The sequence below is a fragment of the Streptomyces sp. NPDC053079 genome, assembly GCF_044546695.1.
GTDB lineage: Bacteria > Actinomycetota > Actinomycetes > Streptomycetales > Streptomycetaceae > Streptomyces.
Genome location: NZ_JBITZJ010000001.1, coordinates 1,615,825 through 1,640,744 on the forward strand (window position 1 = coordinate 1,615,825; position 24,920 = coordinate 1,640,744).

Here is a 24,920-nt window from a genome sequence, read left to right on the forward strand (position 1 = left end):
AACCATGCTCACCATCGCCGTCACCGGAGCCACCGGAGCCCAGGGCGGAGCCACCGCCCGCGCCCTGATCGCCGCCGGCCACCACGTCCGCGCCCTCACCCGCCACCCCCACTCACCCGCCGCCGACACCCTGCGCCACCTCGGCGCCGACATCCACCACGCGGACTTCGACGACCCCACCACCCTCACCGCCGCCCTCGCCCACGCCGACTCCCTCTTCGCGGTCACCACCCCCTTCGGCACCGACACCACCACCGAAACCCGCCAGGGCAAAACCCTCATCGACGCCGCCGCAGCCGCCCGCCTCGGCCACATCGTGTTCACCTCCGCGGCCCACGCCGACCGCAACACCGGCATCCCGCACTACGAGAGCAAGCACGCCATCGAAGCGCACCTGCGCACCTCCCGCATCCCCTGGACGGTCATCGCCCCGGCGGCCTTCATGGACAACTACGCCGCCGGCTGGACCCTGGACTCCCTGCGCGAAGGCACCTTCGCCTGGCCCATGCCCGCCGATGCACCCCTGACCCTCATCCCCGCCACCGACATCGGCACCTTCGCCGCCCTGATCCTCGGGCACCGCGAGGACTTCCACACCCAGCGCATCGACATCGCCTCCGACGAACTCACCCCCGCCCAGATCGCCCACACCCTCACCACCGCCACCGGCCGCCCCATCACCCACCACCAGGTCCCCCTGACCTACGTCCGCAACCACTCCACCGACCTGGCAGCGATGTTCGAGTACTTCACCACCACCGGCCTCGACGTCGACGTCGCCGCACTGCGCCGCGACTACCCCGAAGCCGGCTGGCACACCTTCACCGACTGGGCCACGGGCCAGGACTGGACCACCCTGCTGTCCACCGAGCCCGCACACCACTGACACCCCCAGCGGCCCCACCACGGGAGAAAACACCGTCATGAAGCCCATCGGCTACTGGCTCAACCGCACCGACCAGGCCCTCACCCGCCACATGAACGACATGCTGGCGCAGTTCGGCCTCACCCGGACCGCCTGGCAGGTCCTCAACGTCCTCCACGACACCGGCCCGACCACCGACACCGACGTCCACACCACGCTCCGCGCCAACGCCGGCACCCCCGCACTGACCACCGCCATCGACACCGTCCTCACCGACGGCTGGGCCACCCGCCCCTGCCCCCACCACCTCGCCCTCACCCCCGAAGGCCACCAACGCCTGGGCAGCGTCGCCGAACGCGTCGAAGCGTTCCGCGCACTGGCCACCACCGGCATCCCGCCGCAGGAGTACCGCACCGCCGTCCACGTCCTGCAGCGCATGACCCACAACCTCGAAGGGGCACCCACCGGCCACAGCCGGCCATGAAAACCCCAGGTGCCGGGGACCGGACCCACCACCTCACACAGCGGCCTCGAACAACTCCCCGGCCCCGGCGACGGCCCGCGCCAGGGCCCCGGGCTCCGGCCGCAGAGCGCCGACGATCGCGTCGATGCCGCGCAGACCCGCCCGCTCCACAAGCCGCTTCTCATTGGTCACCCACTCACCACGCCCCGCCAGCACCGCGTGCGCCGTCTGCATGGCGGCGGTGGCCAACGCCCCCGCGACCTCGACCACCTGCCCACGCCGGACATACGCCCCCTGCGCGTACCGCAGCGTCGCGGCCGCCCGGTCCCGCCACACCGCCGGGGCCGCCTCACGCAGCGCCCGCGGATACCCGGGACGCGGCAGACAGCCGCGCAGCACCTGGTTGACGGCGAGTTCGGCGACCACCAGGTAGCTGGGGATGCCCGCGAGGTGGAACATCAGCGGCTCCCAGTGGAAGCGTCCCTGCCGGGCCTCGGCCAGTTGGTGCTCGACGACGTCGAGGTCGCGGTAATGCACGTCGACCTGCCGGCCCTCGATCGTCAGCCACGCCCCGCCGTTGAAGACCCCACCGCCCCAGGCGCCGACGTCGAAGACCTCGCCCTCCCAGCCGATGCCGCGCAGACGATCCGGGTCGAAACCGCCCCGGTAGTACACGGCCAAGTCCCAGTCGCTGTCGGCACTATGGGTGCCCTGAGCGCGCGAGCCACCGAGGGTGACGGCACATACGGCTGGCAGGGCGGCGAGCCGCTCGGCGACAAAGTCCACAAAGATGGCGTCGGTCATGGGGGATCCGATCGGACGTGTCATCACTTCAGGACACAAGACCCTACCGGCGGCGAGGCAGGAGGGTGTTGCCGGCTTCCGGCACCGGAGGTGAGGTGTGGTGACGCCGCCGGCGCAGCCAGAGGTACAGCAGCAGGCAGGGCAGCAGCAGCCCGCCGAGGCTGAGGACGAGGAACGCGGTGAAGCTGCTGATGTGCGTGACCAGCCAGTCGAAGTTCTGCCCGAAGAAGCCGACGACGAAGGACAGCGGGAGAAACACCGACGCCAGGATCGTCAGCCGCTCCATCGAGGCGCTCTGCCGCAGACTGATCTTGTTCTGTTCGACGGAGATCACCGCGATGTTCGCCTCGAGAACGGTGGTCAACAGATCCCGCTGGGCGGCGACCTCCTCGTTGACCAGCAGCAGATGGTCGTGCACGTCACGGAAATACGGCAGCAGCCCGGCCGGAGCCCTGCCCGGCTGCAGCCGCCGGCCGAGCACGGCGAGCAACGGGTGCACGGCGCGGTAGAAGTCGGTGACCTCGCGGCGCAGGGAGTAGATCCGTTCGGTCGGGGCAACCGCCCCGGAGAACACCGTGGCCTCGATCTGCTCGATATCACGTTCGAGCTCCGCGACGACCGGCGCGTAACTGTCGACCACCTGATCGAGAATCGCCCACAACGTGGACACACTGCCGGCCTGCAACAGCTCAGGGCGCCGCTCAAGCCTGCTGCGAGCCCCGTGCAGCTCACTGGCGATACCGTGCCGGACCGTGATCACGAAATGCTCGGCGAGGAACACACTGATCTCGCCGGTGTCGACCTCCTCGCGCTCGTCGTCATAACGCGCGGTACGCAAGATGATCAGCTCGGTACCGTCCTCGTACTGCTCGGCCTTCGGCCGCAAATGAAACGCCGTGGCATCCTCCACCGCGAGCTCATGCAGCCCGAAGCACTCACGCACCCGCGCCAGTTCCTCCGCACCCGGCTCGAACATCCCCAGCCACACAAACCCGCCCTGCCTGCAGCGCGCGGCCGCCTGCTCCAACGGCATCGCCCCCTCGTGCTGCCGACGCCCGTCCCGATAGTGAGCGCAGTCGACAATCACGACACACCTCCTCACACCCGGCCGACGCCCCCACCCTGCCGCCCACCACCACGCCACGCCCCCGTACACGTCCCACCACAGGCGAACCTCCTCCGAACAGGCCATCACAAGCCGCCGCCCGACCCCCCGCCATAGGATCGCCACATGCCCAAGCACGCTGCGCACTCACCACTGTCCCTCTGCTCCAGGGACTCCGTGCTCTCCATCGGCTCGGTGGGATCAGTGCTCTCCATCGGATCGGTCGGATCCGTCCTGTCCATCGGCTCGGTCGGCAGCGCCCTGTCGATCGCTTCGATCGGCTCCGCGCTCTCGGCCCTCTCGGCCGGCTCCTGGCTGAGCACCGGCTCACTGCTCTCCGCCCAGTCGCGATGGTCCGTACTGTCCTGGCGGTCCCACCGCGGCTTCCTGGCCGCAGGAGCCGCGGCAGCCCTCGCCTGCGCGGCCCTGACGTGCGAACACCGACGCCGGGCCACATGAGCGCTTGCCACCATGCGCGACGCCGGTTCCTCACCCTTACGGCCATGGCATCGGCAGGAGCATTCGCCCCAGCGCCGCGCGCTCACGCCCAGCGGCATCGTGTCAGACGCATCAACGAGTTCCCCTTCACCCTGGGCGTCGCCTCCGGCGACCCGTTGCCCGGCTCCGTCGTCCTGTGGACGAGACTGGCTCCCCGGCCGTACGAGGCGGGCGGCGGGCTACCGCCCGCCGGATCCGTCGACGTCCAGTGGGACATCGCCCGCGACGAGCAGTTCCACCACATCGAACGCAGCGGCCTGACCCCCGCCACCGCCGACCTCGGCTACAGCGTGCACGTGGACGTACAGGGCCTGGAACCCGACAGAACCTACTGGTACAGATTCCGCACCGGGACATGGTCCAGCCCCACCGGCCGCACCCGCACCGCCCCCGCCCCACAGGCCCCGGTCAGCCAGATGCGACTGGGCCTGGCCTCATGCCAGCAGTACGACGGCGGCTACTACACCGCCCACGCACACCTGGCTCGCGAAGACCTCCACGCCGTGTTCTTCGTCGGCGACTACATCTACGAAAACGCCATCGACCCGCAAGCCGGAGCACGCCGGCTCCCCGCCGGCCACCAGCTGCCCGGCGTCTTCGGCCACAAACCGACGACCCTGGCCGACTACCGCCTGCGCTACGCCCTCGCCAAGAGCGACGCCGACCTCCAGTCGGCCCACGCGGCACACCCGTGGTGCGTCACCTGGGACGACCACGAAGTGGTCAACAACTACGCGGCCGACATCCCCCCGGCCGGCGAGCCCACGGGCCCATTCCTGCAACGCAGGGCCGCCGCCTACCGCGCCTACTGGGAGAACATGCCGCTACGGCCCGCCCAGTACCCCCAGGGAGCGCACATGCTCCTGTACCGGCGCCTGCGCTTCGGCCGGCTGGCACAGTTCGACGTGCTCGACACCCGCCAGTACCGATCGGACCAGGCCTACGGCGACGGCTGGCAGCACCCGGGCCCCGACTCGGAGAACGCCTCGCGCACCATCACCGGCCACGCACAGGAACGCTGGCTGCTCGACGGATTCGGCGCATCGCCGGCCACATGGAATGTCATCCCGCAGCAGGTGGCCTTCTGCCGGCGCCGGCTCACCACCACCAAACCCTCGCCTTTGTCCATGGACGCCTGGGACGGCTACCCCGCCTCCCGCAACCGCGTCCTCGACGCAGTCCAGGCAGCCGGCATCAACAATCTGATCGTGCTGTCCGGCGACTCCCACATCCACCTCGCCATGGACATCAAGAAGAACTTCGACGACCCCCGCTCCGCCACACTGGGCGTCGAAATCCTGGGCACCTCGATCTCCAGCGGAGGCGACGGCATGAACAGGCCCGAGGACCGGACCGAGATCCTCGCCGCCAACCCCCACATGTCCTACTACGCCAAACAGCGCGGGTACGTCGTCATCACACTCACCCCCACCCACGCACGCGCCGACTACCGCACCCTTCCACACGTCACCCGCCCCGGCGCACCCCTGACCACCGGCGCCAGTCTCGTCACGGAAGCAGGACACCCCGGATTCAGACCCGCCTGACCCCGGCCACGTCAGTCAGCGCGCCGGTCATCGACCTGAATCTCCAGATGCGGCCAGGCCGTGACCAGGCGCGCAAGGCCGTCGGCCGGCACGGTCACCGCACCCAACAGCCCGTCCGGCTGGAAGTGGACCAGCGTCCCCCTCGTGCCGTCGACCTCGACGGGCTCAAGAGCGGTGACAGGGACGCCGTGCTCGTAGCGCTGGGTCCAGGCCCCGTCGAGGCGCCGGTTGGTATGGACGAGCCACTGGCTGAGCGCCGCCACCACGGACATGCCGCGCCGGGGATGGCCGTCAGGCAGCACCTCGGCCTGCGGGAAGTCGAAGAACCGGAGATCCTTCGTAGCCATGACCGGCTTCTTCACACTCCGCCCGTGCTCGTCCACGCGGGTGTCCGTGCCCCGCTCGTCATCCCGGACGGACAGCGAACCGTCGGGATGCAGGACGACGACGCAGCGCCCCCTTCCCTTGCTTGCCGCTTCATCGGCAGCGTAGGCAAGTACCTCAAGGACGAGGTGCCAGGGCCCACCCGGAGCGAAGTCCGAGGGACCCTGCCGGATACGCGCCAGATGATCCACGTCAACGACGCCCAACCAGTCGTGCGTCGTGTTCACCCAGGAAGCCCTCGATACGTCCACCAGGCAAGTATCACGCCCTGACGACAGCCGTCTCAGCGCGCCTCCCGCCACATCGACCACAGCGTCGGGCCGCCCCCGGGTACGCGGATCTCGTCCCGCACGGTGAACCCGAACCGCTCGTAGAAGCCGATGTTGGCGTCCTTCGACGATTCCAGGTGCGTTGGCAGTCCGGCCGCGTCCGCCTTGGCCAGGCCCGAAAGCAGCAGGGCAGCACCGTGGCCGCTGCCCTGGGCCGCCGGATCGGCGCCGAGCACCGCCAGATACCAGTGCGGCTCCCGGGGCGCCGCCTCGCCGACCAGTTCCAGCATCTCTCCCAGCCGGGCCACACGCTCGCCCAACAGCCCGTTGATACGGGCCAGCGTGTCCTGGTCCGGGTGCTGCTCGGCCGTGCCCGGCGGCGTCCAGAAGGCCGCTGCCGCGTCGGTGCGTTCACAGTGACCCAGCGGGCCGTACTTGTGCGTGAGCATGACGTCGAACCACTGGGCGAGGCGCTCCTGGCGCCCTTCCGCGTCAGGGAAGAGCCACAGCATCATCGGGTCGTTCCCGAAGGCACGGGCCAGGATGCGGGTGATCGCAGGGGCGTCGCCGGTCTCGACCGGCGTGGGTGTGTTCGGTGACTGCATGCGGCCAACGTAGGTTCCAAGATCTTCCAGCACATCGGTCGTTCTGCCGATGACCCAGGCCTCAGCGGTCCTCGCGATGGCTTTCCGGCTCACAGATCCACTCGGACCAGTCCACACCGAGCGTCCCGGCCAGCCGTCGCAGCGCCTGCTCGGTGCGCCCGTAGGCGACGAGCCCGAAGTCGCCGTAACCGGTGTTGTGGGCCACGATGACGTCCGGCCCACCGAAGAACTCGGTACGGGCCCCCAGCTCACGCCACGGCAGCAGCCCCATCGGACGCAACCGCTCCCGCAACCGGGCCACGTCCTGCGGGCCGAGGTCCCCCTCCTCGACGGTCCATCCGTAGTGGGCGGGCAGCCGTGTGACGGCCAGGTGCAGGAAGAACTCCGAGACCGAGTGGCTCTGCAACAGCCACGCCGGCCTCTCGTCGTCGTCCCGGGCGGAGACCAGCACCGGCGGGTCGGCGAGGTGACTACGGGCTGCGGGATAACCCCACTCGTTGCAGTACTGGTTCTCGGCCATGAACACGCACACCCGCAAGTCCTCCTCCGGGCCGACGAAGACGTTCTCCCGCGACAGACCGTCGCAGACGCCGTAGCCGGTGGGGTCCGGACGAACGGTGGGCGGCCAGACCGGATTCGTCTCGTACAGCTCCGCCCGCTCGGCGAAGGAGTTGAACGGCAGGTCCCACCACTGCTCCAGCGCGGCGGGTATCGCCGGCGAACGGTCGACGTCGCCGCACCCGTCGTCCACGACGGCATCGCACAGCTCGGCCTTCAGCCCGGACACATACTCCTTGTGGGCATCGGCTTCCTCCCGCTCCCACCGCTGTGCGCCCGCGCTCTCGTACCCCCACTCCCGCTGGAACCGGCGCAACAGCTCCCAGCGCGCATCACCCTCCACAGCGCGGCCCATGCTCGCACTGCGCGCCTCGTGCAGCCACTGGTGGAAACGTCCGTAGTCGATCTCTCTCACGCCGGCGATCCTACGATTCACGGACCGAGGGGCTCGGCTGTGCCCGCTCCAGCAGCGAGGTTCCCAAAGGCGTGATCCGGTGGACCGAGCAAGGAACCCAGCCCGCCGCCACGGCCGGCCCCAGAAGGCGTGGCCGCCCATCCCACACTGTGCTCGATCGGATAGACCAGCACCGGGGCCAGACTTGGGTCCCTGAAGGCGGTGGGAGCGTGCAGACAGAAGAAAGAAGGCTGCAGTACGAGTCCCCGGCCGCGCAGATCGATGTCCCCACTGGTGGGGTAGTCCAGCTGCAGGACCGGAAAGCTCCAGCGTGCCGAGGGGTGAAGAGTCTCGAACACCGCCCCCCAGCCCCGATCCGCGACAAGCCGGTGGCCGCTGATGCGGAGGCGGTCTATCTGCGCCTGGATGCGGGACCAGTACGGCCCCAGGCAGGAATGGAAGTACCCGGCCGCCGCCGACGCGACGGCGGCGACCGCATCAGTCCCGCCGTCGGCCAGCGAGCCGACCCACGCCGGCAGACGACGGCGCGGGTGCAACTGCGCCAGCAGCCTCAGATCCCCGCGCAGCGTCGACTGCGGCGTCCTGCGCAACGCCTCGAGCTGGGCGGAAAGGGTCCGGACTGGCGTGGTCGGTGTGAGGAAGTCGACGGAGTAGCCCTTGGCCGGCGCCAGCGCGGTCAACAGCGCGGTCGACGGTGGCACGCAGGGAAGCACCTGACGTTTCCAATCACCGAAAAGCACAGCGGCATCGCGCCCGCGCAGCCGGTGCAGGCTGATGAGCACCTCCCACAGAGGATCGGCTCCCGGAGCAATGGTGGTCCGCGCCAGATCCTCTCCCGTGAAATGAATCCTGAGCATCCGGCCTCCACTGTCTTCGGGCCTCGCAGCTGGGCTATTGCACCTCGGTGGAAGGGTTTAACGCCTCCTCCAGCACAGGAGCCAGACTCTTTCCGGCACATCAAGCCGCCGGAACCACAGCGGCTTCCTGCTGATGACGACGTTCCGTCCGAATGACCGGAGGAAGCATGAAGTCCACCCACGCCCGCCCGATAGCCGCCTTCGCCGTCTCCGCAGCGACACTGCTCGCCCTCACCGCCGCCTCGTCACCGGCCGCGGCACAGACGGAGCAGTCCACTGCCCCGACGACGATGAGCCCCCTCGCTTGCGGCCGCTACAACGGCACAGCGATCACCACATACGGACAGCGCAACATCCGGGTCTGGGAAGTCCAGTGCCTCCTCAACAACTACAGCGCCTATCCCGAGAGCCTGAACCAGGATTCCGACTTCGGACCGGCCACCCTCACAGGCGTGAAGTGGCTGCAGCGCTGCGCCGGCATCGACGTCGACGGCGAGGTCGGCCCCGACACCTGGCACGCCCTGCGCACCAGCCCCTGCTGATCCCGAAAAGGGCAGGAGGACCTAACGCTGACCGCAGGCCGGGGGCCAGGGTCTCCGGGGGTGTCCCCACCGCATCCCCGGGGACCGGACCGGACCGTACCGCCCCGTCGACGGCGCCGCCGCGAGTAGACCAGCGACGCGGTCCCGGCCTCGACCCCTCAGCCGGACCCCTACTGAACCGGACCAGCCATCGTCTCGATGGGCACAAGCGGCCACTTCGGCTCCTTCCGGGTAAGGACCGCCAGCTCTTCCGGTGGTTCGGCGCCCTCCCGAACGGCCGTGACGTAGGCCTTGGCTTCCCGCAGGCTCAGTCGCGGGGCCTGCCTGCGCAGGTGGCTCATCGCGGCTACGACCCCGGCGGAGCGCACGAGCGCGCGAACAGCACAGGCCAGCGGATCAGGCGGCCTGATGCCCTTGGTCTGCAGGAGGTACTGCTCCTCCCAGTCCTCGTCCTCCCACCAGACGGCGGGCACGTAGTGGATGCTCCCGTCGTGCCGGTCCACCAGGTAGTGGCCGCCGACAAAGCTGCCGCGCACGTCACGGGCGCGGGCCTGCTCCGCCGAGCGCCAGAAGACGAGCCAGCCGACCGCGCGTTCCTGCACGTGGTAGACGTCCGGCGTGGGGGCAGGCCCCCGCCATGGCCAGGTCGGCAGCTCTCTGGCCAGCAAGGACTCGACGAGCTCGACGGCGCGTTCCTTGGAGATCACGACCTCATCATTCACCACAGGCCAACCGGCCTTCCGGGCATGCCGACACCGCCCCCGGCGGAACCCCGCACGGCGGCCCTGCGCCACCCACCCCGGCCGCCCGGCAGCGGACTTGCTCGACAAGCCCCTCGTCCGACCCGCGTCAGCGACCGCCTCGGCGCAGGCGCGGTGCGGCAGCTCCTGGAGCCCGGACTACGTGGTGTCCGTCATCGCCCGCCCTCCACCGCAATGTGCTCGTCGTCGCCGAGCCCGGTCAGGGCCACAACGGCGGCGTGCTGCCCGGCACTGAGGCCCAGTGGCTGCTCGCCGCGTTCCTCGGACGCGGCGTACAGGTGGCGCTGGCCGTCCGCCCAGGCGCGCAGCAGCGCACGGGCCTCGTCGCAGGTCAGGTCGACGGCGGCGGCGACCTGACCCCAGCTGGCGCCCAGCTGCAGGGCGTCGCGGATGTGGGCGCCGCGGCCGTACTCCATCTCGCGGCGGACGGCTTCGCGCAGCGCGAGCACGGCGAGGGCGTCGGCGGCGGTGGCCCGCTCGCCCCCGTGCGCGGAGTCGGCGGGAAGCAGCCGGTCGGTCAGCCGGTCGGCGTGCTCCTGGTGCTTCTCGGCCAGCCACATCAGCGGCGTGGCCGGCGGGACGTCGCCGGGGCAGTGGACCTGGAGGTCCAGCCAGTGCCTATGCGCGTCCGTGCTCATGGGGCCGCCAACTTCCCTCCGTCGCGGGCGCCGGCCATGACGCTTCACCACGTCCGGTCTTATCGCCTCGTATGGCACGTCATCCGAGGCGATAAGACCAGGCAGGCGGCTTCGAACGGAACGGCACGCGGACAGACCACCGCCGGGACCACCGGAACGGCCGATGGCGGCAAGTACGTCCGTGTCATGACCGCCCACCACCTGGGCGGACAGGATCAGCTCGGTCATCCCCTCACAGCCACCCTCGGCAGCTCCGTCACGTACGCCCGCTACGGCGCCCCGGGCCCCAAGCCACATGCTGTGGGGGCGGTAGCTTCCCCAGGTTCTGATACATGTCGACACCTCGGCGCCTCGACGCCTACCCCATACGGCACGCGATCTTGATGCACAGCGGCCGCGCGGTGTTCGGTGGGGGTGATGCCGTACGCGTCGCGAAAGGCCCGGCTGAACGCCGTGGCACTGGAGAAGCCCCAGCGGAACGCGATCGTCTGCACGGGCTGGCGGCTTGACTCCGGACGCGCAAGGTCGGCACGAGCGCGTTCCAGCCGCCCTTGGCGGATACGGGCCGCCACGCTCACGGGCTGGTCACGGAAGAGGCCGTAGAGGCAGCGCAGGGAGATGTTGTGCCGGTCGGCGACTGTCTGGGGCGTCAGGTCCGGGTCGCCGAGGTTGTTGTCGATGAAACGCATGACGCGGCGCGTCATCTCCTGGGCCCGCGCCTCGGCCGGCGCCCGGTGAGGGCTGCCGAGCTGTTGCGCGAGGCAAGCGGTCGCCAGGTCCAGAGCGATGGACCCCAGTCCGGCCAGTTCTGAGCGCCGGCAGCTCGGGGCCTGGGCGATCAGCGTGCTCAGAAAGTCGCCGAGGACCGCCGGTGTTCCGCTGTCGGCTGGAATGCGCCGCGCAAGGAGACTGTCGACCCTCTCGGGCCGCAGCGCCAGGGCCGAACGGGGAATCTGCAGCACGACCGCCTCGACCTGCCCGTCGATGCCGACGCCTTCGTTCTCCACCGGACATGAGGTGTCCGTCAGCACCAGGTCCCTCGCGATTCCGCTCTCGCGGCCCCCTTGGGAGATCCTGAAAGAACCTCGTGTGACCAACGCCAGCTGGTACTGCCCGGGATCGCCCCTGCGAAGGTGAGCCGAGGTGCGGCGAGAGAGCACCGGCGGGAAAGTGAAGCGCGACAACCGCACCGCGCCGAGGTCCAGGTCAGTGATCTTCGTCTGGAAGCCGTCCGTGTGCCGGGTCCTGAGACTGACCGGCATCAGGTCACTGGACACCGTGTCACAGAACCACTCGAACCTGTCTCTACAGGACACGGCGGCAGCCGATACATCCAACATCCCCTGAAATTCCCCCCATACACACATACTCCGTGGCATCGATTATCAGCCACGGCTGACGGAGTTCCCCCGGGCAGGAGCACGCCCGGCTCCGCCCCCGGCCTCGAGGGCCTGCACACCGCGATGCATGAAGTGTTGAGAAATCCTGCACGCCCCGCACATCCCCCCGCGCTGCCGGGGGCCTAGCGTCAGCGTCAGACCAAGTGATCATCTCCAGGGGGACGTGTACTCATGCGCACTCGCGCCATTCGCGCTGCTGCTACGGCCGCAATGCTGCTCGGTTTCTCTCTGCCAGGCATCTCGTCGGCTCAGGCCAGCACCATGCCCGGCGCCCCGTTGTTCAACGTCACGCCGTCCGGGGCATGGAAGTGCGCGACCCCTACGGGAAACAGCACGGCCAACGGAACGCGCCTGACCCTGTGGGACTGCAACGGCAGTGACCTCCAGAACTGGGTCTGGCGCGGCGACAGGATCGTGCACGAGGTCAGCGGAAAGTGCCTGACCCCGGAAGGCGACCGGATCTACTCCAACGGCGCGGTCCTGACGCTGTGGCCCTGCACCGGTGCCGAAAGCCAGGACTTCGACCAGTCCGCGGTGGCCGAGCACAGAAACATCAAGACCTCGCACTCCAACAAGTGCCTGACCAACTACGGCGGAAACTTCGGCAACGGCACCTGGATGACCCTTTGGACGTGCGCCGGCGGAGACCCCGCGGAGCAGAACTGGCACCTCGAGCAGTGACCTCCGGCAACAGCCGGGAGCTTTGACCGCCCCACGCCAAGGGAGCCCCACCAGCCGGACCGGCGGGACTCCCAAGGGCGTCAGCTCATCAGCAGAAGCCGCGTGTTCGGCATCAGCTTCCGGTTCACACTGGTGCTCTGCACGAAGATCGTAAAGTCGTCGTTGTGGTCCGGCTTGACGCGAACCTCCACATCCGGCAGGCCGAGCAGAGCCCGGGCCTCCGGACCCGTATACACCCGGTCCGTCTTCTTCTCCAGCACCGCAATCTGCTTCCGCGCCTGGACTTTCTCCGACTTGCTCAACTGATAGAACGCACAACCAGTACGGTACGTGTGCCCGCATTCGACGACCCACTCCCGGATAGCCGCATCGCGGGCCACCGGAATCAGCTGGTACGCCGACGGATCCACTGGGGCGAGACCGGCTGCCTTGATGGTGTCCTTGTTGACCGCCTCTGCCCCCGTGGAGAACACCGCCCGCGATCCCCGGATGCCCTGGGAGCGGCCCACCATAAACTTTTCGGTGGCGTCCTGGATGACCTGCCCGGCGTCTTCCAGACCCTGTGTGCTCGTGGCGTCCCAGATGGCGATGTTGTCCTTCGGGAAACCGCACTGCATGGCCTCGCGCTTGCCCATCTGGTCCGGCACAAGAACAGCCAGCGTCCAGTTGTCGTCCTGCGTCTCGATCATCTCGGCCACGGCCCGCACCAGTTCACGCTGATCCCTGTGGGGGGCATCGAGACAGCGGTGACTGGCGTTCTCCTGTCCGTCGGTCAGAACGAACGTCAGGAAGCTGTGGTCACCGTACAGCTGAGCCGTCTGCGCCAGCTCCCGCTGCGACTTCAGCGCGGCCGCCAGCAGAGCCGTCATTCCACCGACCCGGTACAGCTGCTTCAAGGACGGCATCCGCAGCACGTCCTTGTCGTAAATGACGCACTCCACCTTGTCCGCGAAGACATACACCGTGACGCGGGTTTCCTGATCCAGTTCCTGCGACCGGCGCGCCAGATAGGCGATCTGCTGGTCGGCGACCTCGACGACCTTACGGCTCAGGTGCGACATGGACGAACTGGCGTCCAGCACGAGAGCAACGTGATTGATGTAGTTCTGCTTACCGGACATGGCAGCCCCCTGTTTCCGACTCGATGCCCCGAGCTTCTCACCCACCACTGACAATCGGCCTTGGACGCAGGGCGGGACGCAGACCGCGGGGAGGACGGGACAGGCCGGGTGCGGTCCGCCGGCCCTCACCGCAGGCCGGTGCGCTCGTGTACGGGCCCGCGTCCTGGCGGGACGGTGAGGACCGGCCGCATCTGAGTGGTGGAGAGGGGCTCGTCCACGGGCCGGCCTTCTGCCTCGACCCATGCGTGGGCCCGGAAGGGAATCGTCCGTACTCCCGCGTGCCAGGTGGGCCACGAACCACGGACCCGGCAGAGCAGGGCGGTAGCGATGGAACGCGGCAGGCAGCCTTCTCCCGCGCAGCGCACACTGACCGCCATCACCGTCCGGCGCGCGCTGCTGGCTTGTGCGTATCCGGCCGGCCTGGCGCCACGTGCGAGGACGCCGAGCAGGCTGCGAATCCTGCGCGGTGGCAGCCGCCCGATCAGATGGCCGGCGGCGACCGCGACTGCCGGCAGCAAACGGCGGTGCACCGGGATGCGCAGCGGCCCGCCGGCGCAGGCCTGTGCGCTCATGGCGTCACCAGCCCGGTGGTACGCAACCGGCGGATGATCTCCGCGGCGTCGGCGAGCGCCCGCTCCCTGCAGACGTCGTAGCCCTCGGTGAGGGCATCGGCGGCTTCGTCCTCGCCGCCCCCCTCGAGCAGCACGCCGAGCACGACGGCACCGCTGCCGTTGACCTGGTAGTAGCGGCCGCTCCGTTCGTCGAGCAGCACCATGCCGTCTTCGACAGCAACCATCGAGATGTCCTGCCTGAGACTCAGCATCGAAACTGTCCGCCCTTCACTGCAGAGGTGGAGTGGGCGCGCAGCCACGTCTCCACCGCGAGCGTCATCTCCAGATAGGAGACGGACAGCTGGGGCGGATACAGCACGAGCGCCGCCCGGCGCAGAACGCCGGGGTCGACCAGTCCGAGGCGGCCCATGTGGGAGTCGGCGAGGAGCTCGGCGAGCTCCGGGCGCCGGGAGACGAGGCCGCTGTGGATCTCCCTGGAGAACTCGCTCTTGCTGCGCCGGGCAAGCAGCTCGTCGGGGACGATGCCGCGCATCGCGGTGACGGTGAGGGGTTTGAAGACGAACGGTGTGGTCCGCTCGTGCAGCCGTACGGCCAGGCAGGCTTCGATGACCTTGTCGTCGAGGAACGGATAGTGGAAGGGCAGGCCCGCGTGGGCGGTGAAGCGGGTGATCTGACGGCACATCCGCGTCGACGAGATGATCTGCGCCAGCGCCATGTGGCGGCCCCGGGTGGGGGCGAGCGGGATCACTGCACCGCTCTCGTGGCGGATCAGATGCCGCAGGCGTTCACGGGCTTGCGCGGTGATCCACGGAGGCAGCGACGGGGGCATGTCCCACCCCATGAGCGCCGGTGTCCGGTCGCTCAGGCGCATCGGGCCCATGCCGGCCGCGGCATCGGTGAGCCACCGCCGGTACGACCGCCGGTCGGCGGCCGCTGTGATCGCGGCGCCGGGTGACCAGCGGCATTCGGCGGAGAGCGCGCGCAGATGCCGCAGGCCGGCTCTGGGAAGCGTGCGGAGGGTGTCATGGACGTAGGAGTCCAGTGCCTGGACGACCTGGTCGCCGCCTTCGCCGGTCAGGTGCAGCCGGGAGCCCTTCGCAGCCATCATGCGGGCGAGCGCGGTGTGCGTGCCCCGGATCCGCCCGCCGAGGGCGGGCTCGTCGAATCCCTGCCCGGCCGTCAGCAGCCCGGTGTAGAAGGGAGGCAGCCTGCCCGGCTCCATCTCCAGATGCTCGGCGTCCGGCAGGTGCGCCGCCGCCCGGCGTGCCCAGAGCGCGTCCTCGTGGCCCGCGTCGATCCCCGCCTGGGTGAACATGACGAGCTTCGCGGGACCGCGTGCGGCGAGAAAACACAGCGGTGTGGAGTCCAGGCCCCCGGAGAGGTCGGCGCTGACCACTTCGCCGGCGGCCGTGCGCACCGCGACCGCCTCGGCGAGAGCCTCGGCGAATTTCGGCGCCCCCTCCTCGAGGGAGACGCACGGTTCCGGCGGGTACCACCACCGTGCGACCCGCCGGCTGCCTTCCGGGCCCAGCTCCAGGTAGTGGCCTTCGGGGACAGCGGACACCTCCCGCCACAGCGGACGCCCGCCGAACGGGTGGGGCACCGAGGGTTCCAGCAGCCGCAGGAGCAGCGCGTCCTCGTCGAGCGTCCCGCCCACGGCCTCGGCCAGGACGTCGGCCCGGTCGCATCCCACGCTCACACCGCCGGCTCGCGCGTAGTAGATCCGCCGCATGCCCGATGCGGTGCCCCGCACGCGTACCCGGCCACCGAGTGAGGACACCAGGTGAAAACAGCCCGGTATACCGGCCGCGATGCGCTCCAGCTCGTCCGCCGAACCGATCCGGCGTATGGACTCGGCCCGGTGACGGGCCAGTGGCGGGTGGTCGCCGATCAGGGCCACACGGCCGGATCCCGCCGCGGTCACCGTCACTTCGTCCTGGCTCCACTGCCCGACCAGCCATGGGCGGCCGGAGCGGTGCGACTCGACCTCAAGGCCTGCCTGTGCACCGAGAATCCCGGCTGCCGAGGCGGCCTGGGCACTGTCGGGAAGCACGACGAACCAGCCCTGTCCCCGATTCATATCCACCCCTGTTTCACTCGGTCCCCTTCAGCGGGCCATCAGGAGGTCACGGAATCGGTGGTGTCCCGGACCGGCAGGGCCCGGGGCACCACCGAAATCATCTAGCTGGAGAAGTCGTTGCGCTTGAAGAACTGGGCACCACCATCAGGGAATATCCCGAAAAACCCGGTGGTCAGTTCACCGAATTCGCCGACCTCGACGAGAGCCGGAACCTGGTACTGGTCCTTCGTCATGTCGCGTGTCCTTTCTCTGACCCGCACCCCTGGTGAGCGCGGACGTCTGTGTGGTGATGCGTTCACGGAAATCACTACGAGCGCGAAGCAGCCCGGGAGATACCGTTCGTCACGCCGTACATGCCGGCCACATCGCCCTCGCTCCGGTCACGCATCCGACTGTGGCCTCACCACGCATCACCCGGACATCCCGAAACCTGGGGAGTTGACATGGCCGGCACGTTGCCGTGCCCCGTGTGCCAGAGCGAGCCGGCACACGTTCTCCCGATGCCCTAAAAGATTGCCCGATGCGAATACCGCATCACTTTGGCGTATGATGAAGGCATGGGACTGGGTCTGGAGGAGTCGTTGCGGCTGACGGTGGCCGCGCTGATGCAGGCGACGGGGGAGTCGCAGCGGGCGATCGCTGCGGCACTCGGGCTGACGCAGACACAAGTCTCCCGCCGCCAGTCCGGGGCCACCTCATGGAGCCTGCGTGACGCCGACGTCCTGGCCCAGCACTACGGGATCACCGCGCTGGATCTCCTGGCAGGCCCGACCCGGGCGTGCGAGGCACTGCCCGCCGCCCGGCGCCGCGGCGCAGGCGAGGAAGAAGGAGCCGGCCGGTGAGCGACTTCGACGCGATCGACTCGCTGCTCGAGGGCGTCGGCCCGCAAGCCGCACTGCCCGCACCCGGAATCCGCCAGGAACTGCGGGAACAAGCCCGGCTGTCCAAGGCGCAGGTGGCACGCGCGCTCGGGGTCAGCCCCAGCACGGTCACCGCATGGGAGAGCGGCCGCGACCCGGCCGGCGAGACCCGGACCAAGTACGCGTACCTGCTGGACGGCCTGGCCGCCAAGCTCGCCCCCCACACCACCCCAGCGGCACCGCCCACTGCCGAACCGGCCGCGGCCCAGCCCCCTGCCACGGCCGACGCCCCTCCCACCTCCCCGGCCCCCGCACAAGACGCCGATGGTGACGAGGTGGAGATCCTCGCCACCCCCCAGCCATGCGTGCTCTGCGGGCACCCGGCCGCGACCCAGGTAGCGGGCTTCACCCAGCACCTTCACCCGGCCGACTGCCAGACCACCGCCGCCACCCCACCCGCACAACCCGACACCGCTCACACCGGCAAGCCGACAGCAACGGCGACGGCGCACACAACGCGAACGACCCGCCGCGCATTCCAGGAACCCTCCGGCCCCCCAGACCTGATCGGCCAGGCGGTACAGGCCGCACTCGCCCAGCACCAGGGCGACATGCAAACAGCGACGGCAACGCTGCTCAAACGGGCGATCCCGGACGCGATGCGACTGCTGGACGAGACCCGCAAGGGCGCCCGCTACGACGTGATCGCCCACCCATGGATCCCCGACATCCTCAAGAAACCAACCTCCCGCGGAGCCGACCAGATCTGGGAAGCCCGCCCCAAATGGACCCGGCCCCAACTCCCCCCCGGCCACCACCAGGTAACCGCCCTCGACATCAACGGCGCCTACCTCTCCGCCCTCAAAACCCACCTCCCCCTCGGCCGGCTCGAGCACACCACCGGCCTCACCCACGACCGCCGCCGCGCCGGCGTACACCTCATCACCCCACCCCCCTGGGAACACGACGCCGTACTCCCCAACCCCATCGGCCAACGCGACGAACCAGGCCCCCTCTGGGTCACCGAACCCACCCTGCGCCTCCTGCTGCGCCTGTCCGGTCCGAAGTACGGGCTGTGCGCGCCCCCGCAGATCCACGAGTCGTACACCTCCGGCGCCACGGAGAACCTTCTGGAGAAGTTCCGTATCGCGCTCAAGGACGCCCGCGACACCGCGATCGAACAGGGCGACGAGGTCACCCTGGAGTACGTGAAGGCGATGTACTCCAAGTTCGTCTCGACGATGGGTGAGTCGAACTACAACCGGGAGCTCTACCGCCCGGACTGGATGCACATCATCCGCTCCCAGGCGTTCGCCAACCTGTGGCTCAAAGCGCTCAAGGCCCATGACGAGGGCCTCACAGTCGTCCGCGCGATGGGCACCGACGAACTCCACGTCATCGGCGACTGGCGCAGTGTCTTCCCCGAGGGCCGGGGCGTTACCGAAGTCAAGGTCAAGGACACCTACACCGCCGGAACGGAAAGGGAGGCAGAGCAATAGTGCCGGAGAAGAACATCGACTTCGGAAAGTTCGGCGCCCGGGGCATCAAAGGCAGCGACGCCGTCGCCCGCAAGCTCGACGAACTCGCCGGCGGCATCGCGACTCCGGTGACCGCCAGGCGCGGCTGGACAGCGCGCCTGCACTACCTGACGAAGTCGGCCAAGAGCCGCCAGTCGGCCAAGGACGCCGGCCTGACGGTCACCGACCGCACGCTCAAAGCGTGGCTGGAAGGCAGACGGTCGCCGTCGAAGGCCAACCTGGCCAGGATCGACGCCGCGTACCGAGCGGTGCGCCGCCAGAACGTCGCCCGCCACCTCCTCAAGCGCCTGAACCGCGACGGACGCGGGACCCGGGTAGAGATCCACCCGCTCAACCAGTCCCAGGTGCCGCGGCCGCTGCAGCGGGTGGTGGAGTACCGGGCGATGAATGTGCGCCGCTGGGACAAGATCGTCGGCGCGTGGGCGGTAGGCGACTACCAGGGTCTGGACGATGCGTGGACCATCGATGTGCTCCCGGACCTGGGCTCGCAGTGGGGCCAGTACGAGTACGTCACCAACGTCGGCTTCGCCGCATAGAAGACCAGCCCCGGCACAAAAGTGGTCCGCGGTGCCGGCTGTGATGGCGTACTGTGGGGATCACCGACGCGGGGTGGAGCAGCTCGGTAGCTCGCTGGGCTCATAACCCAGAGGTCGCAGGTTCAAATCCTGTCCCCGCTACTGCTGAAGAGGGCCCGGATCCGATGGGATCCGGGCCCTCCCGCATGTGGCCCGGCGCTTGGCCTGGGCAGTCTGCGCCAAGAGGCCGGGGCCCAGACAGGCCTGGCTGATTCGAAGGCATTACTGCGCCCCGGCGTCTGAGTTTCGAAGGCAATTAGGTGATCTTGACGTTTGTTTCGCTGGTGGTTGATGGAGGAGGGGAGCAGGGGCGTCGGCGCGGCGTCGAGCAGCCTGGTACCGGGCTGGGCCCGCGTGGCCCTGTTCACGCGAAAAGTCAGCACGTCGACACTGGCCCGGTAGGCACCATGCCGTCGGGACCGGACGAGAACGCTCACGAGTTTCGACAGCGCCGGGTTCTGTCAGCAGGCCGATCGTGATCACCGTCCGTGCGGCCGCCGACCGGCGCGAAAGAAGCTGACAGCCGGGCTTGAGGCTGCCGCAGCGGAAACCCCTACCGTCGTGAGCAGGGCCGGAGATTCCGGCCCGGTGAAGCAATCCGTGGGGGAAGGCGATGGCCTGGCCGATCGCGGAGGTCGCCCGGATGTCGGGTGTGACGGCGCGGACACTGCGGCACTACGACGAGATCGGCCTTCTACCGCCGGCCTGGATCGGCACAGGCGGCCACCGCTACTACGAGGAGCGCCAACTGCTACGGCTGCAGCAGGTCCTCGTGCTGCGGGCGCTGGGCCTGGGACTGCCTGAAATCGGCCGGATCCTGGCCGCACAGATCGACGAGCTGGAGGCCCTGCGGGGCCACCACAACCGGCTGCTCGCCGAGCGTGACCGGCTGGACGCCCTGGCCGGCACCGTCGCCCGCACGATCGCCGAACTGGAGCAGTCCAGGAAGGACGGCACAGACATGATCAGCATCACCCGACCGGAAAACCTGTTCGAGAGTATCGGGCCCGCCCCGTGCATGAAGGTCCTGCACGACTTCCCGGACCTGGTCAGGGCCGTCGAACGACGCACCTCGGCATGGAGCAAGGCCGAGATCGAGGCCAACGAGCGCGAGCGCACAGCACAAATGATCCAGCTGGCCGAGCTGCTGGCCACCGGCACGCCCGCTGACGCCGATGAGGCACAGGCCAAGATCGACACCCAGTACCGGACACTGGCCCGGATCCGGGCAGCCACCGCCGAGGAGTACCGCGCGATCGGGCATACCTGCGTGGAGAACGAGCACTGGCGCGCGGCATACGAGTCGATCGCACCAGGCCTGGCCGAATACCAGCAGGCCGCCATCGAGGCCTACGCCGCAACCCGGCTGCACTGAGCCGGGACGGGGCCGCCGCCACGGGGGAGTGGCGGCCCCTGCCAGACCGGGGCCACTTGCCAGTTCCACCGACACAGGGCCCGCTGCTGTCGAGGAACCCCGCCTCATAACCCCGCCTTTCCGCCTCCAGGGTGGCGGGGACGGCTCGCTGAGAGGAGGCGAGGATCCGGTGCGGCGACGACAGTTGCTGGCGAACCTGGCGGCGACGGCCGCCGCAGCCGCAGGCGCCCCCGTCCTGCCCAGCGGAAGGCCGCCGGCGACCCCTCCACCGCACTCGCCGCTGCCCGGGCCGTCGCCCCGCAGAGCCTGCCCAGTACCGAGCGCCGGGCCCGGTACTACACCGACATCGCCGCCGCGTACGGACGATGGGGCCGCCGCGACGACTGCATCCGCGCGCTCCTGGCCGCCGAACACCACGCACCCGAAGAGACCCACACCCGCCCCGCGGTCAAATCCCTCGTCTCGGGCCTCCTGGTCTCCGGACGCACCACCACCGAACTCCGCGGACTCGCCGCCCGCGTCGGCACCATCATGATGGCGCGACCGGGCTCTTCGGCCCTTCCCCTACACGGGCGAAAGTCTCCATCGGCCACTTGCACCGCCCACCGCTGGGCAGTGGTGAGCTGACACATGCGGACGGCGACAGGGCGGGGAGTGGTTGCGCATGCCACACAGGTACAAGGCTGTCCTTCCTCCAGCTAACGGCTCCGTACCGTCACTGGGCTACGCCTTGTTCGCCACCCGCTGGCTCCAGGCCCCCCTGTACTTCGGACTCGTGGCCGCCCAGGCCGTGTACGTCTGGGAGTTCTTCGGCGAGCTGCGCACCCTGGTCCACGGGGTCGTCACCGGGGCCCTGGACGAAAACATGGTGATGCTGGCCGTCCTGAAGCTGGTCGACGTCGTCATGATCGCCAACCTGCTGATCATGGTGATCGTCGGTGGCTACGAGACGTTCGTCTCCCGCATCGGACTCCAGGGACACAAGGACCAGCCGGAATGGCTTTCGCACGTCAACTCCAACGTGCTCAAGGTCAAACTCGCCATGGCGATCGTCGGCATCTCCTCCATCCACCTCCTCCAGATGTTCGTCAACATCCACCACACCCCACGCCAGGAGCTGCGCTGGGGCACCATCATTCACATGGCCTTCATCGCTTCCGCCTGCCTCCTCGCCTACATGGCAGGCCCCATGGAAGCCAAAGCAACCCTGCTGGAACAGCAAGCCCACCCCATCCCCCCGCAAGTACCCCACGAACCTCCCAGCAGCTCCGCACACACAGCTGCCGGCGATCGCCCCGAATAGCGCCAGCAACCGCAAACGGCACCGACCCGTCGAACAGGCCCTAGGGCTTCCTGCTGCTGGACCAGCGAATGCCGAGGACATCGAGGTCGGCGCGGCGTTGTGAGGTGAGCTTGTCTGCCCTGCGGCGGGCGTTGTCGATGAAGGTGCCGAGCTTCACCGGCTGGTCCCCCACCATCTCTACGTGCACCCTGGGGACGTTGAGATGTCCTTCGCGGGCGTGGAACTGGCGTGCCGCACGGAGGTTGAGTGCCCACTTGTCTTCCTGCGTGCGTTTCACCGGCCGTTCGTCCTCCTCGGCCGGGGTGAGGCCGAGGACGTTCTCAAGCATCCACTGCTGGACGGGCATGAGGCTGTCCCAGCCGAGGCGGCAAGCAACTACCCAGCGCCCGAGGTCTTCACCCTGCACGATCACCCCGCCCGGCACCGTCGGCACCACCCCACCCCCCTCGACATGGGCCTGGGCAAGCCGGAAGCAGCGCTGCCATCCGGCATCCCACACCGGACACCAGCCCGGGTCGATCTCCTCCAGCGCATCCCGCCGCGCCTCGGTGAGCGCCTTGGCGCTGGATCCGACGGGGAGGCCGGCCGCGCAGCGTTCGGCGATGGTATCCGCGAGCCGGGCGGCGGTCCGCTGGTTCTTCGCCCAGGTCCCGACCGGGTAGCCGTCCCAGACAGCAGTGGCCGGCGGCAGGAAATGCCCGTGCACCTCAGCCCAGGCCCGGGCAGCGGCGAGCCCTTCCTCGAACGCGACGTCCTGGTGGGACCAGACCATCCCGAGCGAATCCAGCTCGGCGACCCGGCCCGGGGCCAGGCGCCCGGCTTTGTTCAAGCGCCGCTGGTCGGCCAGCCACGTTCCCACCGGGAACCCGGCGGGCGACCAGTCGCCCGGGGTGACGAAGTCGTACGGCACCCGCAACTGCACAGCACCGGTCTCCTTCACGTACCGCACGACGGCCTCGATCCCGCGCCGCCAGAAGCTGTTCTCCGGCTCGATCACCCGCAGCTTCACGAACCGGGCCAGCAGCGCCGGATCCCGCGGCGTACTGAACTTCAGCAGCTCCCGCGCGGGCCCACTCGGCCCCCGCTCACCCTCCAGCTGCTCCTGGCCGCCTTCGCCGACTCCGGCTTCCTCCTCGGGCTGGTAACTACCGCTGCGCCGCCGGGGGTCGGCGAGCGCTTCGATGGTGTCGGTGTCGTGGGCGCGGAGTGCTTCGAGGATCTTCGCCAGGGTTCCGTAGGCGGGAGAGGTCAGCATTTCGTCCGGGGTTTCACCTGGTGCGAGGAATACCGGAACGATCAGTGACGCGATTTTCCCTTCCCCGGGCTTCATGCGAAGGGCGCGGCCGACCATTTGTACGATGTCGATCATCGATCCCCGTGCATCACAAAAAGCGACGGAATCACAATTCGCTGTATCGACCCCTTCGCCCAGCACCTTCACGGAACTCAGCACCCGCAGCGCGGCCGGCCGCAGCCCGCCCTCGTCCTCGAGGACATCGGACGCGAACTCGCCCAGCACGGCCCGCCGGTGGCCGGGGGCGTGCTCCCCGCACAGCCAGTCGGCCCACACCCGCTCCGGCGCCGGGAACCGGCGCGGATCGTCCTGCCAGAGCCGTCCCGCGACGCCGACGACGCCCTCGGCCATGGCCTCGGCCTCGCTGACCTTGCTGTGGAAGGTCAGCACCTTCCGTAGCTGCTCCTGCGCCGCCGCGGTCAGGACCCCGGTCTGCAGCGCCGCGAGCCGCGCTCCGCGCACCGCGTCCGAGCCGGTGCCGGCGACCTGGTGCGCGTCGTGGAGCTCGGGGTCGCTGATGTCGACGCACACGACTTGGTACGGGGCGACCAGTCCGCGGCTGACGGCCTCGGACAGGGTCAGCTTGAAGGCCACGGGCCCGAAGACCGGCGAGTCCGGGTCCATGCTCGCGATCAGGCGCGGCTCCTCGTCACGGCCGCTCCCGGCCGCTTCCCAGACGCGGGCCGTGGCGGTCATGTAGAGCCGACGTGCCGCCGGGATCTTGGCCTGATCGTGTACAGCTGCCCACGGCTTTCCCGCGTCCCCGCTGGTCCGGTGCGCCTCGTCCACGACCATCAGGTCCCACACGCCCAAGCCTTGGGCGTGTGCGCGCTGGAGGATGCCGAGGCCGATGGAGGCGTAGGTAGCGAACACCGTCACCCGCTCCAGCCCCCGCACCCATTCCACGAGCTCGGCCGGATCCGTCGTACAGGGCACGCCGTCGGAGACCTCGGCCCGTAGCGAGCAGAGCCCGATCATTGCCCCCGTACGGCCATCCTCCCGCCATGCGGCCGCAGTCTGCGTCAGCAGATCCAGAGTCGGCACCAAGACCAACACCCGCCGCGCGGCCACCTTTTGGGCGACCTCAACGGCGATCAGCGTCTTGCCCGAGCCGGTCGCGGCGATGACCTGGGTCCGCAACCCCTCAGCCGGCATGTGTCCGTTGAGGGGGGTCTGCAGAGCCCGGAGGACGGCGTCGACCGCCTCCACCTGATGCGGAAACAGATATTTTCCCGGCATGCAATTTCCCTTCCTCGCTCGCATCTGACGCTTTATCGGGTTCGCTAGAATCCGGTTATGCCGGAAACTCAAGGACCAGTAAATGGGCTTTCTATCCTCTTTGCGAACGGTTTTCCGGGAAGTGTCCGGTATTCTCGTTCGGGCCCTCCGGATCCCGTAGCGGTGATGGCTTGTCTCTCCATAAGGTAGCGGGCCTAGCAGGATGACGCACACTGCCTCTTGCGAGTGTTCCGATCTGTTCGTTTCTGCTATCCCGGAACCCTCGTAGCGAACGTTTCTGGCACTCCCCGCCCGCACTCCGCTCCAACGGCAGGCCGACGCCAGCCCACTGAACCCCCGTCACCCGAGACACCCGCCACCCCTTCCTCCCTAGCCAGCCGAAGGAACGCGCGGAGCGTGTTCCGCTCAGGCCGGATCGCGGAGCGATCCGAGCCCGAGGCCAACGGAGTTGGCCTCCCGGGCCACGGAGTGGACCGGATTCCCGGGACGGAGTCCCGGTACCCGCACGGAGTGCGGGTCGTCTTCCGTCGCGTAGCGACGGCGCGTCGTGTCTGCGGAGCAGACCGCGCGC

General features: G+C 69.1%; 26 protein-coding genes and 1 tRNA gene. 12 read left to right on the plus strand and 15 right to left on the minus strand.

The window, feature by feature from the left end; all coding sequences use genetic code 11:
* Window positions 1-4 precede the first annotated feature (4 nt).
* Together ACIGXW_RS07020 and ACIGXW_RS07025 are read left to right on the plus strand one after the other, a co-directional pair.
* Window positions 5-886: an NmrA/HSCARG family protein gene (locus ACIGXW_RS07020; protein WP_399570693.1), complete on the plus strand. Its 882-nt coding sequence runs from the start codon at window positions 5-7 to the stop codon at window positions 884-886.
* Between the two features lie 37 nt (window positions 887-923).
* Complete coding sequence (locus ACIGXW_RS07025) at window positions 924-1,349, plus strand: MarR family winged helix-turn-helix transcriptional regulator (RefSeq protein WP_399570695.1); 426 nt, start codon at window positions 924-926, stop codon at window positions 1,347-1,349.
* Window positions 1,350-1,382: 33 nt separating this feature from the next.
* Here the strand turns inward: ACIGXW_RS07025 and ACIGXW_RS07030 are convergent, their stop codons facing one another.
* The gene (locus ACIGXW_RS07030) at window positions 1,383-2,132 is read right to left on the minus strand and encodes a nucleotidyltransferase domain-containing protein (protein ID WP_399570697.1); all 750 of its coding nucleotides are present in this window, start codon (window positions 2,130-2,132) and stop codon (window positions 1,383-1,385) included.
* Window positions 2,133-2,175: 43 nt separating this feature from the next.
* Complete coding sequence (locus ACIGXW_RS07035) at window positions 2,176-3,219, minus strand: CorA family divalent cation transporter (protein ID WP_399570700.1); 1,044 nt, start codon at window positions 3,217-3,219, stop codon at window positions 2,176-2,178.
* A 144-nt stretch (window positions 3,220-3,363) separates the two neighbouring features.
* Here ACIGXW_RS07035 and ACIGXW_RS07040 point away from each other — a divergent pair, with 144 nt between their 5' ends.
* On the plus strand, window positions 3,364-3,696 hold the full coding sequence (locus ACIGXW_RS07040) for a hypothetical protein (protein WP_399570702.1): 333 nt from the start codon (window positions 3,364-3,366) through the stop codon (window positions 3,694-3,696).
* Between the two features lie 44 nt (window positions 3,697-3,740).
* Entirely contained in the window at window positions 3,741-5,282 is a 1,542-nt protein-coding gene (locus ACIGXW_RS07045) for an alkaline phosphatase D family protein (RefSeq protein ID WP_399570704.1), read from the plus strand.
* Between the two features lie 11 nt (window positions 5,283-5,293).
* Here ACIGXW_RS07045 and ACIGXW_RS07050 read toward each other — a convergent pair whose 3' ends face one another.
* From ACIGXW_RS07050 to ACIGXW_RS07065, 4 genes are all read right to left on the minus strand, one after another.
* Window positions 5,294-5,893, minus strand: a complete 600-nt coding sequence (locus ACIGXW_RS07050) for an ATP-binding protein (protein ID WP_399570706.1) — start codon at window positions 5,891-5,893, stop codon at window positions 5,294-5,296.
* A 56-nt stretch (window positions 5,894-5,949) separates the two neighbouring features.
* Window positions 5,950-6,540, minus strand: coding sequence for a GNAT family N-acetyltransferase (locus ACIGXW_RS07055; RefSeq protein ID WP_399570708.1), 591 nt, complete (start codon window positions 6,538-6,540; stop codon window positions 5,950-5,952).
* A 61-nt stretch (window positions 6,541-6,601) separates the two neighbouring features.
* Window positions 6,602-7,513 carry a hypothetical protein gene (locus ACIGXW_RS07060; protein ID WP_399570710.1) on the minus strand — a complete coding sequence of 304 codons (912 nt, stop codon included), beginning with the start codon at window positions 7,511-7,513 and terminating at the stop codon, window positions 6,602-6,604.
* Window positions 7,514-7,530: 17 nt separating this feature from the next.
* The gene (locus tag ACIGXW_RS07065; RefSeq protein WP_399570712.1) at window positions 7,531-8,370 is read right to left on the minus strand and encodes a transcriptional regulator; all 840 of its coding nucleotides are present in this window, start codon (window positions 8,368-8,370) and stop codon (window positions 7,531-7,533) included.
* A gap of 167 nt (window positions 8,371-8,537) precedes the next feature.
* On the opposite strand from ACIGXW_RS07065, the gene ACIGXW_RS07070 reads away from it, so the two are divergent.
* Window positions 8,538-8,912 (plus strand): peptidoglycan-binding protein, encoded by a 375-nt coding sequence (locus ACIGXW_RS07070; protein WP_399570715.1) that lies wholly within the window; start codon window positions 8,538-8,540, stop codon window positions 8,910-8,912.
* 170 nt (window positions 8,913-9,082) lie between these two features.
* Here the strand turns inward: ACIGXW_RS07070 and ACIGXW_RS07075 are convergent, their stop codons facing one another.
* The 3 genes from ACIGXW_RS07075 to ACIGXW_RS07085 form a co-directional block, all read right to left on the minus strand.
* Window positions 9,083-9,619, minus strand: coding sequence for a hypothetical protein (locus ACIGXW_RS07075; RefSeq protein WP_399570717.1), 537 nt, complete (start codon window positions 9,617-9,619; stop codon window positions 9,083-9,085).
* A gap of 206 nt (window positions 9,620-9,825) precedes the next feature.
* Window positions 9,826-10,311: a hypothetical protein gene (locus ACIGXW_RS07080; RefSeq protein ID WP_399570718.1), complete on the minus strand. Its 486-nt coding sequence runs from the start codon at window positions 10,309-10,311 to the stop codon at window positions 9,826-9,828.
* A gap of 269 nt (window positions 10,312-10,580) precedes the next feature.
* Complete coding sequence (locus ACIGXW_RS07085) at window positions 10,581-11,651, minus strand: helix-turn-helix domain-containing protein (RefSeq protein WP_399570720.1); 1,071 nt, start codon at window positions 11,649-11,651, stop codon at window positions 10,581-10,583.
* 321 nt (window positions 11,652-11,972) lie between these two features.
* On the opposite strand from ACIGXW_RS07085, the gene ACIGXW_RS07090 reads away from it, so the two are divergent.
* The gene (locus ACIGXW_RS07090) at window positions 11,973-12,392 is read left to right on the plus strand and encodes a ricin-type beta-trefoil lectin domain protein (protein WP_177337792.1); all 420 of its coding nucleotides are present in this window, start codon (window positions 11,973-11,975) and stop codon (window positions 12,390-12,392) included.
* 80 nt (window positions 12,393-12,472) lie between these two features.
* Here the strand turns inward: ACIGXW_RS07090 and ACIGXW_RS07095 are convergent, their stop codons facing one another.
* The 5 genes from ACIGXW_RS07095 to ACIGXW_RS07115 form a co-directional block, all read right to left on the minus strand.
* Complete coding sequence (locus ACIGXW_RS07095; RefSeq protein ID WP_399570722.1) at window positions 12,473-13,513, minus strand: vWA domain-containing protein; 1,041 nt, start codon at window positions 13,511-13,513, stop codon at window positions 12,473-12,475.
* Window positions 13,514-13,638: 125 nt separating this feature from the next.
* Entirely contained in the window at window positions 13,639-14,085 is a 447-nt protein-coding gene (locus ACIGXW_RS07100; RefSeq protein ID WP_399570725.1) for a lasso peptide biosynthesis B2 protein, read from the minus strand.
* A complete protein-coding gene (locus ACIGXW_RS07105; protein WP_399570727.1) occupies window positions 14,082-14,336 on the minus strand; it encodes a lasso peptide biosynthesis PqqD family chaperone in 255 nt (84 codons plus the stop codon). Before ACIGXW_RS07105 ends, ACIGXW_RS07100 begins: the two co-directional genes overlap by 4 nt.
* The gene (locus tag ACIGXW_RS07110; RefSeq protein WP_399570729.1) at window positions 14,330-16,165 is read right to left on the minus strand and encodes an asparagine synthase-related protein; all 1,836 of its coding nucleotides are present in this window, start codon (window positions 16,163-16,165) and stop codon (window positions 14,330-14,332) included. Before ACIGXW_RS07110 ends, ACIGXW_RS07105 begins: the two co-directional genes overlap by 7 nt.
* Window positions 16,166-16,266: 101 nt before the next feature.
* Window positions 16,267-16,398, minus strand: a complete 132-nt coding sequence (locus ACIGXW_RS07115; RefSeq protein ID WP_177337799.1) for a lasso RiPP family leader peptide-containing protein — start codon at window positions 16,396-16,398, stop codon at window positions 16,267-16,269.
* A gap of 324 nt (window positions 16,399-16,722) precedes the next feature.
* On the opposite strand from ACIGXW_RS07115, the gene ACIGXW_RS07120 reads away from it, so the two are divergent.
* The 6 genes from ACIGXW_RS07120 to ACIGXW_RS07145 all read left to right on the plus strand — a co-directional run bounded on the left by ACIGXW_RS07120 (window position 16,723) and on the right by ACIGXW_RS07145 (window position 21,816).
* Window positions 16,723-17,007 (plus strand): helix-turn-helix domain-containing protein, encoded by a 285-nt coding sequence (locus tag ACIGXW_RS07120; RefSeq protein ID WP_399570731.1) that lies wholly within the window; start codon window positions 16,723-16,725, stop codon window positions 17,005-17,007.
* Entirely contained in the window at window positions 17,004-18,524 is a 1,521-nt protein-coding gene (locus ACIGXW_RS07125) for a helix-turn-helix domain-containing protein (protein ID WP_399570734.1), read from the plus strand. The genes ACIGXW_RS07120 and ACIGXW_RS07125 overlap by 4 nt, the downstream gene beginning before the upstream one ends.
* Window positions 18,524-19,099, plus strand: coding sequence for a transcriptional regulator (locus ACIGXW_RS07130; protein WP_399570736.1), 576 nt, complete (start codon window positions 18,524-18,526; stop codon window positions 19,097-19,099). The genes ACIGXW_RS07125 and ACIGXW_RS07130 overlap by 1 nt, the downstream gene beginning before the upstream one ends.
* 67 nt (window positions 19,100-19,166) lie before the next feature.
* Window positions 19,167-19,240: transfer RNA gene (locus ACIGXW_RS07135), tRNA-Met, on the plus strand.
* 511 nt (window positions 19,241-19,751) lie between these two features.
* Window positions 19,752-20,513 carry a MerR family transcriptional regulator gene (locus ACIGXW_RS07140; protein WP_399570738.1) on the plus strand — a complete coding sequence of 254 codons (762 nt, stop codon included), beginning with the start codon at window positions 19,752-19,754 and terminating at the stop codon, window positions 20,511-20,513.
* Window positions 20,514-21,177: 664 nt separating this feature from the next.
* Window positions 21,178-21,816, plus strand: coding sequence for a TIGR00645 family protein (locus tag ACIGXW_RS07145; RefSeq protein WP_399570741.1), 639 nt, complete (start codon window positions 21,178-21,180; stop codon window positions 21,814-21,816).
* 40 nt (window positions 21,817-21,856) lie between these two features.
* Here the strand turns inward: ACIGXW_RS07145 and ACIGXW_RS07150 are convergent, their stop codons facing one another.
* Window positions 21,857-24,349 (minus strand): Helicase associated domain protein, encoded by a 2,493-nt coding sequence (locus ACIGXW_RS07150; RefSeq protein WP_399570744.1) that lies wholly within the window; start codon window positions 24,347-24,349, stop codon window positions 21,857-21,859.
* Between the last annotated feature and the right edge of the window lie 571 nt (window positions 24,350-24,920).